General features: G+C 28.5%; 10 protein-coding genes and 1 other annotated feature (1 of these 11 only partly in view). Of the genes, 7 read left to right on the top strand and 3 right to left on the bottom strand.

Annotated features, from left to right (window positions below; genetic code table 11):
- Nucleotides 1-4: 4 nt before the first annotated feature.
- The 4 genes from BUB01_RS15380 (at nt 5) to BUB01_RS15370 (ending at nt 5,171) form a co-directional block, all read left to right on the top strand.
- Nucleotides 5-202 (top strand): hypothetical protein, encoded by a 198-nt coding sequence (locus BUB01_RS15380; protein ID WP_072989843.1) that lies wholly within the window; start codon nt 5-7, stop codon nt 200-202.
- A 341-nt stretch (nt 203-543) separates the two neighbouring features.
- Nucleotides 544-3,141, top strand: coding sequence for a bifunctional acetaldehyde-CoA/alcohol dehydrogenase (gene adhE / locus BUB01_RS15375; protein WP_072989840.1), 2,598 nt, complete (start codon nt 544-546; stop codon nt 3,139-3,141).
- Nucleotides 3,142-3,431: 290 nt separating this feature from the next.
- Nucleotides 3,432-3,584 (top strand): hypothetical protein, encoded by a 153-nt coding sequence (locus BUB01_RS23285; RefSeq protein WP_159433266.1) that lies wholly within the window; start codon nt 3,432-3,434, stop codon nt 3,582-3,584.
- A 345-nt stretch (nt 3,585-3,929) separates the two neighbouring features.
- Nucleotides 3,930-5,171, top strand: a complete 1,242-nt coding sequence (locus BUB01_RS15370; RefSeq protein ID WP_072989837.1) for an aminopeptidase P family protein — start codon at nt 3,930-3,932, stop codon at nt 5,169-5,171.
- 155 nt (nt 5,172-5,326) lie between these two features.
- On the opposite strand, the gene BUB01_RS15365 is transcribed toward BUB01_RS15370, so the two are convergent.
- Together BUB01_RS15365 and BUB01_RS15360 are read right to left on the bottom strand one after the other, a co-directional pair.
- Nucleotides 5,327-6,271: a phospholipase C/P1 nuclease family protein gene (locus BUB01_RS15365; RefSeq protein ID WP_072989834.1), complete on the bottom strand. Its 945-nt coding sequence runs from the start codon at nt 6,269-6,271 to the stop codon at nt 5,327-5,329.
- A 227-nt stretch (nt 6,272-6,498) separates the two neighbouring features.
- Nucleotides 6,499-7,182, bottom strand: coding sequence for a Crp/Fnr family transcriptional regulator (locus BUB01_RS15360; protein ID WP_072989832.1), 684 nt, complete (start codon nt 7,180-7,182; stop codon nt 6,499-6,501).
- A 279-nt stretch (nt 7,183-7,461) separates the two neighbouring features.
- Here BUB01_RS15360 and BUB01_RS15355 point away from each other — a divergent pair, with 279 nt between their 5' ends.
- Nucleotides 7,462-7,803: a phasin family protein gene (locus BUB01_RS15355; RefSeq protein ID WP_072989827.1), complete on the top strand. Its 342-nt coding sequence runs from the start codon at nt 7,462-7,464 to the stop codon at nt 7,801-7,803.
- Nucleotides 7,804-7,973: 170 nt separating this feature from the next.
- A complete protein-coding gene (locus tag BUB01_RS15350) occupies nt 7,974-9,578 on the top strand; it encodes an ABC1 kinase family protein (protein WP_072989824.1) in 1,605 nt (534 codons plus the stop codon).
- A 36-nt stretch (nt 9,579-9,614) separates the two neighbouring features.
- On the opposite strand, the gene BUB01_RS15345 is transcribed toward BUB01_RS15350, so the two are convergent.
- Nucleotides 9,615-10,187, bottom strand: coding sequence for an FUSC family protein (locus BUB01_RS15345; protein ID WP_242958417.1), 573 nt, complete (start codon nt 10,185-10,187; stop codon nt 9,615-9,617).
- Nucleotides 10,188-10,312: 125 nt separating this feature from the next.
- On the opposite strand from BUB01_RS15345, the gene BUB01_RS15340 reads away from it, so the two are divergent.
- Nucleotides 10,313-13,492: a DEAD/DEAH box helicase gene (locus BUB01_RS15340; RefSeq protein ID WP_084108860.1), complete on the top strand. Its 3,180-nt coding sequence runs from the start codon at nt 10,313-10,315 to the stop codon at nt 13,490-13,492.
- Nucleotides 13,493-13,564: 72 nt separating this feature from the next.
- Nucleotides 13,565-13,682 (top strand) — a binding site (T-box leader); it runs 151 nt beyond the window's last position.

The following is a 13,682-nucleotide window of genomic DNA, read 5'->3' as shown; positions in this document are numbered from 1 at the left end:
AAATATGGCTGAGAAAGTAAAAAGGATACTAGAGTTTACAGAAGCAGATGTTAAATATACAGCTTATGGTATTGTGACAGGTTGTGGTGTAGGAACAATATTAGGTTTGTTTTTTGAAAATGTTGTATTAGCATTTTCATTGGGAGGAGTTATAGGAATAATTGCAGCTACCATATTTTCTACGATAAAAAAACTTACTTAATGATGTATTAAAAAATAGAAGGCTACTGACTTTGAAAAATGTTGGTGGCTTTTATTTTTTGTATTTAAGAAATGAAGGTTTATTGAAAGTTATAAATAACTTTAAGATTTTTCTTATAGAATAAATTTAATTAATTGAATTTAAATTTAGAATACTACTTACCTTGAAATAAGCAAATTAAAGATTTAGCTTCTCTCTTAACTAGTGAATAATAGTTATTTAAAAACTTAATAATAATAAAGAAGTTTTCTACTTGTATTTATTAAAAGTAGAAGCCCTATATAATAAAAGTTCATAGTTAAGTATTAATTTAATTACTTAAGAAAAGGGGTGTAAATCTAATGAAAGTAACTAATATGGAAGAATTACTTGATAAAATAGATCAAGTTAGAGAAGCACAAAGAAAATTTGCAACTTATAATCAAGAGCAAGTAGATGAGATTTTTAGAATGGCAGCTATTGCAGCAAATAATGCGAGGATTAAACTTGCAAAAATGGCTGTAGAAGAATCCGGAATGGGGATTGTAGAAGATAAAGTAATAAAAAATCATTTTGCATCTGAATATATTTACAATAAATATAAGGATGATAAAACTTGTGGTGTTATAGAAAGAGATCAATCTTTTGGATTAACTAAGGTAGCTGAACCTATAGGAGTAGTAGCTGCAGTAGTACCTACAACAAATCCTACAGCCACAGCTATATTTAAAGCACTTATAGCATTAAAAACAAGGAATGGTATTATATTTTCACCGCATCCAAGAGCTAAAAATTCTACTATTGAAGCAGCAAAAATAGTTTTAGAAGCAGCAGTTAAGGCTGGAGCACCTGAACATATAATAGGATGGATTGATGAACCTTCAGTTGAGCTTTCACAAGTTGTAATGAGAGAATCTGATATAATCTTAGCTACAGGCGGACCAGGAATGGTTAAAGCAGCTTATTCATCAGGAAAACCAGCCATAGGGGTCGGAGCAGGAAATACTCCTGCAATTATAGATGAAACAGCTCATCTTAAAATGGCAGTAAGTTCTATATTGCTATCAAAAACTTTTGATAATGGTGTTATTTGTGCGTCAGAGCAAACAGTACTAGTTTTAGATGAAGTTTATGATGAAGTTAGAAAAGAGTTTAAAGAAAGAGGAGCATATTTTCTAAAAGATGATGAGTTAAAGAAGGTAGGCAATGTTATTTTAATAAATGGAGCTTTGAATGCTAAGATAGTAGGTCAATCTGCATTTAAAATAGCTGAACTTGCAGGGGTTAAGGTACCAGAACATACAAAGGTATTAATTGGTGAAGTTGAATCAGTTGAACTTGAAGAGCCATTTTCTCATGAAAAGTTATCGCCTATTTTAGGTATGTATAGAGTAAAGACTTTTGATGAAGCTTTAAATAAAGCTCAAAGATTAGTTGAACTTGGTGGATTTGGGCATACTTCAGTCCTTTATACAAATCAAATAAAGTGTAGAGATAGAATAGAAAAGTTTGGCTCAACTATGAAGACTGGAAGAACTATAATTAACATGCCGTCTACACAAGGAGCCATAGGTGATATATATAACTTTAAACTAGCACCATCCTTAACTCTAGGTTGTGGATCATGGGGCGGAAACTCAGTTTCAGAAAACGTTGGACCTAAACATTTATTAAATATTAAAAACGTAGCTGAAAGGAGAGAAAATATGCTTTGGTTTAGAGTTCCTGAAAAAATATATTTTAAATATGGTTCATTAGGGGTTGCTTTAGAAGAACTTAAAGATATGCATAAGAAAAAGGCTTTCATAGTAACAGATAGGGTGCTTTATGATTTAGGATATGTAGATAAAGTTACAGAGATATTAAGAGCTAGTAATATAGACTTTAAGGTATTCTTTGATGTAGCACCTGATCCGACTTTAGCTACAGCTAAGCAAGGAGCAGCAGAGATGGATAGCTTTAAGCCAGATACAATAATTGCTGTAGGTGGAGGCTCACCAATGGATGCAGCTAAGATTATGTGGGTTTTATATGAACATCCAGATGTTAAATTTGAAGATTTAGCTATGAGATTCATGGATATAAGAAAGAGAGTATATCCATTCCCTAAGCTAGGAACTAAGGCTATGATGATAAGTATACCAACATCTGCAGGTACTGGTTCAGAAGTAACTCCTTTTGCAGTTATAACAGATGAAAAGACAGGGGTTAAATATCCTTTAGCAGATTATGAATTAACTCCAGATATGGCTATAGTAGATGCAGAACTTATGATGAATATGCCAAAAGGGTTAACTGCAGCATCAGGAATAGATGCCTTAACTCATGCTATTGAGGCTTATGTATCAGTATTAGCATCAGAATATACAAATGGCCTTTCATTAGAAGCTATAAGACTTATATTTAAATATTTACCACAAGCCTATAATGAAGGAACAACTAATATAAAAGCAAGAGAAAAGATGGCCCATGCAGCAACTATGGCTGGTATGGCATTTGCAAATGCTTTTTTAGGAGTGTGTCATTCCATGGCACATAAGCTTGGAGCTATTCATCATATTCCTCATGGAACAGCAAATGGAATACTTATAAATCATGTAATAAGATTTAATGCTGTAGATACACCAACAAAACAAGCAGCATTTCCACAATATAAATATCCAAATGCTAAATGGAGATATTCTATAATAGCAGATTATTTAGGTTTGGGTGGAACAACTCAAGAGGAAAAAATAGAAAATTTAATAAAAGCTATAGAAGAGTTAAAGGAGAAAGTTGGTATACCTAAGACTATTAGTGAATTTGGAGTAAATAAAGAAAAGTTTTATGCTACTTTAGATGAAATGTGTGAAGAAGCTTTTGATGATCAATGTACAGGAGCAAACCCTAGATATCCTTTAATTGATGAAATTAAGCAAATGTACATTAATGCTTTTGAAGGAAATAATATGGATATTTAATAAAAGGTTAAAAATGAGATGTCATTAATTTATAATGATATCTTATTTTTTATGGGCTAAATTATAAATATTAAATAAAGTCTGCATTGTTAATTAAATTTTGGATAAAGTATATAAAAAAGTAAAATGTAAACGAGTATAAAGTATAGACATTATAATATAACGATTATATTACAAAAGTGTAAGAAAAGAAGTCAATACTGTAATTCAGCTGTAATGGTGATTTTTAAGCTTTCATTCTATAATAAGTACATAAGATAAAACAAATTAAAAAACAGGGGGAAAACAAAATGAAATTAAGAAATTTTTTAGACAAGCTTTTTTTAACAAAGGATGATAGTGATATTATAGAAGAGGTTAAAAGTTCTTTAGATGACAAAGAGTATGGTAAGGAAGTAGCAGATTTATTATTAAATATAAATACCAATACATTTAATTTTTAATATTTCTAAGGAGAATAACTATGCTTAGTTCTGTTAATAAAACAGTCTCGTGCCTATTAATTTAGAAGATAGGAAATGAGATTGTTTTTTTATTTTAATTCAAATAATAAAAGTATGATAAATATTAAGATAAGGGAATTTAATTCATTTAGGTATTATTAGTTTTTAGATATATAATATAATTGAATCAGACATAATTTTTGGTAATATGAAATATAAAGGTTTGTTTTAAATCTAATAGAATTTTAAAATAGATTATAATATAAAAAACAAATGAAATTTCGAACCATATTGAAAAATATGGTATACTTAATAAAAGAAATTTTATAAGAAGGGGCAGATAAAATGAATAACGAGGTTTTTAAAAAGAATAGAAAAAACTTAATGGAGTTGCTAGAAGATAACAGTTTAGCAATATTTTTCGCAGGAAATGCAGTTCAGAAGACAGCTGATGAGCAATATAGTTTTACTCCAAATAGAAATTTTTATTATGTAACTGGAATAGACGAAGAGGAACATATACTTTTACTTAAGAAAGTACAAGGTAAAGTAGAAGAAACTTTATTTATAAAAAGACCAGATCTTGTTATGGAAAAATGGGTTGGAAAGACTATAAGAGAAAATGAAGCAAAAGAGGTGTCAGGGGTAGAAAATGTTAAGTTCTTAGATGAATTTAAAGCAGCATTAAATGTTATATTTACTTCAGGGGAAGCTGAAAATCTTTATTTAGATTTAGAGAGAAGAAGTTTTGACGCTTCAAGTACTCAAAGAGAAAAATTTGCAGCTGAAGTAACAGCATTATATCCATATGTTAGAATTAGAAATATATATAATATAATATCAGAGCTTAGACTAGTCAAATCTCCAGAAGAAATAGAAGAAATGAGAAAGGCTATTAAGATTACAATTGAAGCAGTTGAAACCTTAATGAAAAGTTCAAGACCTGGTATGAAGGAATTTGAATTAGAAGCTTATTTTGATTTTATATGCAAACAAAGAGGGGTTAAGGACTTGGCATTTAATACTATAGCTGCAGCAGGAAAGAATGCTACTATATTACATTATGTAGATAATAATTCAGAAATGAAAGCTGAGGACTTAATGCTTTTTGACTTAGGAGCACAGGTAAATTATTATAATGCAGATATATCAAGGACTTTCCCAGTAGATGGTAAGTTTAGAGATAGACAAAGAGAAGTCTATGAATCAGTTTTATCAGTAAATAAAGCAGTTATAGAGATGATGAAGCCAGGAGCAAACTGGGGTAAAATCAATGAAAAAGCTACAGATTTGTTAGCAGAAGAATGTATAAAACTTGGTTTAATTAAAGAAAAAAGTGAAGTTAAGAAGTATTATTTCCATTCAATAGGACATAGTTTAGGACTAGATACTCATGATGTAGGTAAAAGATGGGGAGACTTAAAACCAGGTATGGTATTCACTGTAGAGCCAGGTATTTACATTGAAGAAGAAGGTATAGGGGTTAGAATAGAGGATGACGTGCTTGTAACAGAAAATGGTTATGAAGTTCTAACAAAAGACATGATAAAAGAAGTTGAGGATATAGAAAATTTCATGAAAAAATAAATTAATTTAAAGTATAGAGTTGATTATAAAAATTAAAATTTATATTATCAACTCTATATTTTTTTATAATATTTATGATAGTAATGATAGATTGATAAAAGTTATTAAATGGGTTAATATAGTTGATAATAATATTGCAAATAGTAACGAAGAATCTATTTGTTTACTTCAAAATATAATCTTTCAAGGAATTTAGAACAAACATCTTGGGAATTTTTAAAAGTTGATTCTGCAACCTTACTATAATCGTCTGATAAATAATAATAGACTAAGTTTTTCTTACTGAAACCAAACTTTCTAGCATTTGAGACACTATCATTAACTAATTTATTTAATGAGCTATTCCACTCAATGAAGTCATATGCTTTTATATCACAACTTGTTAACATGAAACTTTCACAGTTATTATCTACCCAATCTTCAAAGGCTGAATGGTCAGAGTTTACTGCTGTCATATTTTGAGCATGATGTGGTACATTCATATCAGCTAAATAATGCATTGCTGAGCCTATTAACCTATCTGTTTCCTCAGATGGATTATATATGTTCTTTTCAGACTTAAGAGCTTTTAAAGCATCATTTGCATATTTAATAAATCTATCTTTAGCATTAGGAGAACTAAATCCCATCCAATTCTTGCCGTTAGCACCGTAAAAATGTCCTACCCATGTATAAGTATCATTTTCATTCTCGTCTGGCCATGCTGAGTAGTTGGCTATAGATTTACCTAGTGTATAGGGTAGGCCTGATAGCTTTGCTGCATTTAGTTCTATTTGTCTATGGCTATTATATTTGCCACCTGTTCCCCATTTTGGCTTAACATTATTAGATGGTACAACTTCTGAATACTTATCAACAATTTCCTTAGGATATTGAATAGTTTGACCATTGTTTAGTTTTGCTTCTAAAACAGTTTCTCCGGATTCGTTAACATAAAAATCTATTTCAGGTTTTTCTTGATGAAAACCTGAATTTTTTACATCTGTTGTTTGTTTAATATCCTTTGTTGTTTGATTAATATCATTGGCGTGTGCAACAGTACTTACTGAAAGTACTATTGTTGAAATTAGACTTAGCGAAAGAATAGTGAATCTTTTCATATTATGAAAGTCCCCCTTTAATAATGATTTGTATAAATGATATGAACTACAAATTCATTGTAAAAAACCAAGATTACATTTAAATCAATAACAGGTTAACTTTGGGTAAAAAGTTAATGTGAAATATTTTTTTAATTTTATATTGGTTTCATTAGTAAACATTAGAAAATATATGATAGATTAAGAAAAATGTTTAATTTAAAGGGGACTAGAGGTTTTTTTAATAATTAGCTTTGAGATTTAACTTCTTCAATATCAAGAATTATTATTTCAGTTCTATTATAATCTATAATGCCTTCTTCTTTCATCTTTATAAGTTCTCTAGATAAAGATGGCCTCTGAACACCTAGTTTTTCTGACCATTCCTTTTTAGACATTCCAAGTGGAATAACTAAAGAATTAGATTTTTTATATTTAATCATCAGAAAGTGGCAAATCATTTGTCTAAGCGACTTCATACTAACTTGTTTTAATTTACTACTAAGAGATAAAGCCTTATTTGATAAAACTCTAAGTAGTTGGGTTAAAAACTCGGAATCCGTTTGACAAAGAGAATATATTAGAGATTTTGGAAGATGAATAACCTTGGCGGCAGTTTTACAAACTACAGACATAGGATATTGATTTCTATCCCCAAATAATAGATTCTCACCAAATACATTTCCGGAGGATAAAGTGGCCACGGTAAGCACATTACCTTCAGGATCTAATTTTTGAATTTCTATTATCCCTGTAATTATAATACTTAAATAATTGCAAGTGTCATCCTCGTTAAAAATAATATCAGAAGAATTATAAGTTTTTGATATTAACTTATCATTTTTAAAAAGCGAGTTTATCTTATCTTCATTAAAATGAGAAAACAATCTGCATTTTTGAATAGAAGTAATTATTTCGTTTAAATTATTCATCTTTAAATACCTCTCAGAAGTTTTTAATTATATTATCGCAATAAAATCTAAAATTGCAAGTAATGTCAATTAAAATTTAAAATATGAATAAACTTATAAATAATGTTAAAAATATAGAAAGCTATGAAAATTTGAAACAGAAATCAAAAACATAATTCCATTATTATCAACATTATATGTTTAAATATTAAGTAAAATGGTATAATTATCTTAAGACTTCAAAGTAAGACATAATTTTATTAGTCATATAAACAAAATATTTTTAATGGGGTGTTTAGAATGATAAATGAGTTAAAAAAAGTTATGTTAGCAGGTGTCGGAGCTGCTGCAAATACCTATGAAAAGGCAAATAAATTAGTAGATGATATGGTTGAAAAAGGAAAGATTACAGTTGAAGAAGGTAAGGAACTTTCAGAAGAACTAAAAAGAAATTTCACAAATAAAACCACTGCTACTACAAAAGTTGTTTCAGAAAAGTTTAATGAAATTAAGCCACTTACTAGAGAAGACGTTAAAGAACTTTTATCAGAATATGAAGTGGTAAAAAAAGATGAGTTCGATACTCTTAAACAAATGGTTTTGGAATTAAAAGAAAGAATAGATGCTTTAGAGAACAAATAAGTAAGAATCCAAATTTCAATTTGGTTGATGTGAACTTACTCTGTAAGAGTACTCCTATGAATGATGATGAATAGGAGTTTCATTTTAAAATAAGAGGTGTAGGTATGCTTAGATATTTATACACCTCTTTTTTGCAATTAGGGTTAAAGGATGAGAAAAGGAGGTCAAGGATGAAAAGAAAGGGAGCCAAAAGATTTAGTGAGATTGTAAGAGTTTTTGCAGGTTATGGTTTTGGATATTTACTAGACTCAAAAAATAATAACTCTAAAAGTAAGTCTCCAGAAAATCTTAGAAAAGCCTTTGAAGAGCTTGGTCCTACTTTTATAAAAATAGGTCAAATTTTGAGTACAAGACCTGATATTTTACCAAAAGAATATATAGATGAACTAGAGAAATTACAAGATTCTATAAATAAAGATAGGATAGAGAAGGTTAAAGATACATTTTTTAATGAATTTAACATAAGTATAGATGATGCCTTTAATTATTTTGAAGAAGAACCTATAGCTTCAGCATCGATAGCTCAAGTTCACAGGGCACAGCTTAAAGATGGTAAGTCTGTTGTAGTAAAAATACAACATGAAGACATAAAAGAAAAAATGGATTTAGATATAAAAATACTTATGAAACTTGCTAGAATAACAAAATCAAGATTTAAGAATTCAATAATAGATCCTATAGAAGCATTACAAGAAATTAAAGATGCTACAGAGGCGGAATTGGATTTTAACTTAGAAGCAAGTAATATGATTAAGTTTAAAAATTTAAATAAAGGTGTAGTGTGCGTTTATTCACCTAGTGTTATAAAACAGTATTCAAAAGTTAAAGTTATAACTATGGAAGCAATAGAGGGATTTAAAATTAATGATATAAGAAGGCTGGAGGGCTATGGGTATGATAGAAAAGATGTAGCTAAGAAGCTTGCATTATCATTTTGTAAGCAAATATTTAATGATGGATTTTTTCATGGAGATCCTCATCCAGGTAATCTTTTAATATATGATGGTTGTATTTGTTATATAGATTTTGGAATAGTTGGAGAACTTTCAGATAATATTAGAAAATGGATGAATGAGGCAATTATAGCTATTGCAACAAAGGATATAGACAAGGTTATTAGCTTTATAATGGCAGTAGGTATAAAAAAAGGTAAAGTAACTACTAATAGATTATATGAAGATTTAGATTATTTATTTGAAAGCTATTTAACAACATCCCTTAAGAATATAAGAATATCATTATTACTTGAAGAAATTTTTTCAATAGCAAAAAATAATAACATACAGCTACCTAAGGATTTAGTTTCCTTAATAAGAGCAATGGTTGTTTTAGAGGGTGTTGTAGCTCAAATAGAACCAGATATTGAAATACTTGATGTTATAATTCCATTTGTTAAATCAAAAAATAAGGCTTATATAAAAGAAAAAATAGATAAAGATGAATTGGCCTTTAAATTATATACTTTCACAAATGATACTATAAAATTGCCGTCTAAAATAGTAGATTTTATAAATACGTGTACAAGGGGACGTCTTAAGGTTCAATTAAAAGTGGATAGTTTGAATTCATACATCAATCAGTTAAATAAGATGGTAAATAGAGTGGTTTTTGGATTTATAGTTGCTGCGATGATAGTATCTTCCTCAATGATTTTAAATTCTAATGTAGGACCCAAGGTACAAGGGGTATCCATAATAGGAATAACAGGATATGTAATAGCTGCAGTTTTCGGACTTTGGCTTATGATTTCAATAATAAGATCAGGATTTATGTAAAAAAGTGATTAAGCAAAATGCTTAATCACTAAATTTTTAATCAATTGATTTTTCAGGTTCATCTTGTGGAACTATGAGTTTATTAATAATTATAGCTACGATTATACCTACAAAAGTTTCGAACATTCTATTAATACTATAAACAAAAGGTGTAGTATCCCTAAGATTAACCATAATAGCTAAGAAAACTATACAACTTATAGAAATAGAAGAGTGCCTTTTTAAAGCAGTTCCTATATATATAAGAGAAATTATCCCTAAAAACACTATTAACGGATTTAAGAAGCCTATATTTAAATATTCTTCTAAATATGCTAATAGCATACCAAACATACCACCTATAATAGTTCCTATCATTCTATTTTTCCCAGCAGTATAAGAGTTTTTTACAGTATCCTGCATGCAAATTACTGCAGCTATACAAGCATAAAATGGATAAGAAAATCCTATTAATTTTAAAAGTAAAATACAAGTAAGTACAGCTAAAGCTGTTTTGATATTTCTCATTCCTACTTTAGGTAGCTTTTTAAATTTGCTAATTAAATAGTCTTTTATTTTATAAAGTTTCTCTGTATTGATACTTATCTTATAGTGTTTATTAAGTTTCACAAAATCACTCCTAATAGAATTTATGAATATTTCGATGGATAAATTATAGCATATATTTCACCAATTTTAAATTTAATAGGTTATAATATTTATAGTTTAAATTATGTGTTTGGAGGAAAACACACATGTTTTTTGAAGAAAGTGAATTAATACATTACGCAGATGAATTAATATATGAAAGAGGTTTAAAACTTTATGAAGATAATAAAGTCATAGCAGTTAAAACGGATGTAAAGCCTTGGGATAGTACAGGGATTAAAGCTTATATTTTAGAAGCTAAGGTTACTGGAAGTAGTGATAATAGCTATAAGGTACAAGTAAGATTTAATGATAAAACAGGATTTACTTATTTTGATTGTGATTGTAGGTATTTTAAAGATAATTATAGACGAAGAGGAGTATGTAAGCATATAATTGCAGCTCTTATAAAAGATAAAAGAGATGAAGTATCTAACATTAAGCAGAAAATAAGTGATTTTAATTTTAATAATTTAGTTAAGAATATTGAAGCAAACAAAGATCTTTTAAATAGAGTAGAGCTTAAAATAAAACCTGTTCTTGAGTTTTATACCTTAAAAAAGATAAAAGCGAATGTAGAGTTTAAACTTGAAGCTGATAAAGCTTATAAGGTACGAGACATTAAAGCTTTTATTAATGCTTATGAAAATGGGGAACAAGCGCTAGTTATAAGGGATTTTATATATTCAAGTTATAAATATTTCTTTGGAAATAGAGATAGAAGCTTCATAAGTATTGTTAGGGAAGCTATAGAACAAGAAAGTTTATTTAAACAAACAGTGGATTATAGTTTGTTACAGCATAGCTTAATTAAGGAAAGTAAGCTTTCTTGTAGTGATTTATTAGTTAAGAGAGTATTTGAACTTTTTGCAGATGTAGGTATAGAAGTTATTATAAATGATAGAAGTTATGGTAGTGTTCCTATATATATAAATAGGGGAATTCCGCTAGATATAAAATTAGTTAGAAACATAAACTCTTATGTATTAACGTATGATTCAAATGAACCAATATTACTTAGTAATAAGGGGGATATTGTTTTTTATAAAGATTCTATATATATTTTAGATGAATTGGAGAGTGCTAGATTTAAGGTTTTTTATGAAGCTTTAAAGACTAAAATAAATATAGACAGTAATTATAAAGAAAAAGTTAAACAGATAATCTTACCAGAACTTATTGATCTTAATGCAAGACTTAATGTTAGTGATGGGATAAGAAAAGAATTTGATATAGATAGACTTAAAATAAAATTTTATGTTGATAAAAGGAAGGATATAATATTCGTAAAACCTGTTTTTAATTATGGTGATACAAGTATTACATTGAAAAACCAAAAGATAAAAAATGATGTAGTAAGGGATAAAATAGGAGAGAGAAGGGCTATAAAATATTTAGAAGTTTTAAACTTTAAAATTTTAGATGACGAATTTTTTATAGAACAGGAAGACCATATTTTTGACTTTTTAAATATCGGAGCTACAAAGCTCAGAGAAATAGGAGAAGTATTTTATTCTGAAGGCTTTAAAAGTATGAAATTACATAATAAGAGTTCTTATAGAGGTGATGTTAGATTAAATGAAAAAGGTCTCTTAGAATTTGATTTTTCAATGGAGGGAGTAGATCCAAGAGAGCTATTTGAAATATTTAGAGGAATTAAAAATAAGAAAAAATATTATAGGTTAGCTAATGGCGATTTTGTAAATCTTCAGGATGATGAACTTATTAATGTTTATGAATTATTAGAATATGATGGACTTAATTTTAAAAGAAAAAATTTTAATAATATAGTTTTACCTAGGTATAAGGAATATTTGCTTAAGGAAGAATGCTTATCTTTTATAAAGGGAGACAATAAAGTAATAGATTTAAATAAAGTTAATGAAACAAGTATTCCAAAAGAGCTTCTAAGTGTTCTTAGAGTATATCAAAAACAAGCTTTTAGTTGGTTTATAAATTTAAGTGACAATGGTTTTGGAGGAATATTAGCAGATGAAATGGGACTTGGAAAAACTCTTCAAGCCATAAGTTTTTTATATGCTAAAAAACAAAATGGATCCTCTTTAGTAATTGCTCCTAGTTCCTTAGTTTATAATTGGTATGAAGAAGCTACTAGATTTTTAAAGGACTTTAGGGTAATAGTTGTAGATGGAAATAAGGCTAATAGAGAAAAAATAATAGAAGCATATAAAGATTATGACTTGCTTATAACATCCTATGCGTTACTTAGAAGAGATCAAGAAGCCTTTGCAGGTAAGGATTTGAACACAATAATAGTAGATGAGGCTCAGTATATTAAAAATCCTAATTCAATGAATGCAAAAGCTTGTAAGAGTCTAAAAGCAGAAAATAAATTTGCATTAACAGGAACACCTATTGAAAATAATTTAGGAGATTTGTGGTCAATCTTTGACTTTTTAATGCCAGGTTATTTACTAAGTAAAAAAAGATTTATAGTGAGATATGAAACACCAATAGTAAAAGAGAGCAAAACAAAAGCTTTAGAAGAATTTAATAGAAGAGTTTCTCCATTTATACTAAGAAGAGAAAAGTCGATGGTAGCAAAGGAATTGCCACCTAAAATAGAGCATAATGTAAGTATAGAACTAAATGATAAACAGAAGAAGTTCTATGCAGCATATGCAAAGGCAGTAAAAAAGGACTTTAAAAAACTCGATTTACAAATAAACGAAAACAAGTTTAAATTTTTAGGTGCATTAACAAGACTTAGGCAAATATGTAGTATGCCAGAGGTAGCATTTGAAGAGTATAGCGGGGAGAATTCAAAACTTACAGCACTTTTAGATATAATAAATGAAGCAAAAGAGAATTATAAAAAAGTTATAGTATTTTCAAGTTTTACTACTTCACTTAAAAATATAGGGCAAAAGCTTTTGGAAAATGAGATAAAGTATTTATATCTAGATGGTGATACAAAAATTAAAGATAGATTGCCTATGGTAAATGAATTTAATGAAGGTTCTGCTAATGTATTTTTAATATCACTAAAAGCTGGTGGAACCGGACTTAACATAACATCTGCTGAAGTAGTAATCCATTATGATCCTTGGTGGAACCCTGCTGTGGAAGATCAAGCTACTGATAGAGCCCACAGAATAGGTCAAAAAAATCAAGTAGAAGTAATAAGACTTATAGCTAGAGGCACCATAGAAGAAAGAATTTATGAATTACAAGAGAAGAAAAAGAGTATGGTAGATCTTGTAGTTGGAAATGAAGAGGTAGGAAATTTTAAAGTTAATTTAGAAGACATAAAAGAGTTTATATAAAACTTTTACTATGTTATTATTTTAAAATTACCATTGACATATAACTATATTTGGAATATCATAATAGTAAATTGAAATACATTGAAGAAAAGAGTAGTAAAGTAGAAAGTGCAAAAGAGAGCTAGGATAGGTGAAAGCTAGCCATGGGAAGCTTTATGAATATGGTTTCGGAGTAGATTTTCTGAGAGAG

The sequence above is a fragment of the Clostridium cavendishii DSM 21758 genome (assembly GCF_900141845.1).
GTDB lineage: Bacteria > Bacillota > Clostridia > Clostridiales > Clostridiaceae > Clostridium_AG > Clostridium_AG cavendishii.
This window is presented reverse-complemented; position numbering and strand designations above follow the sequence as displayed.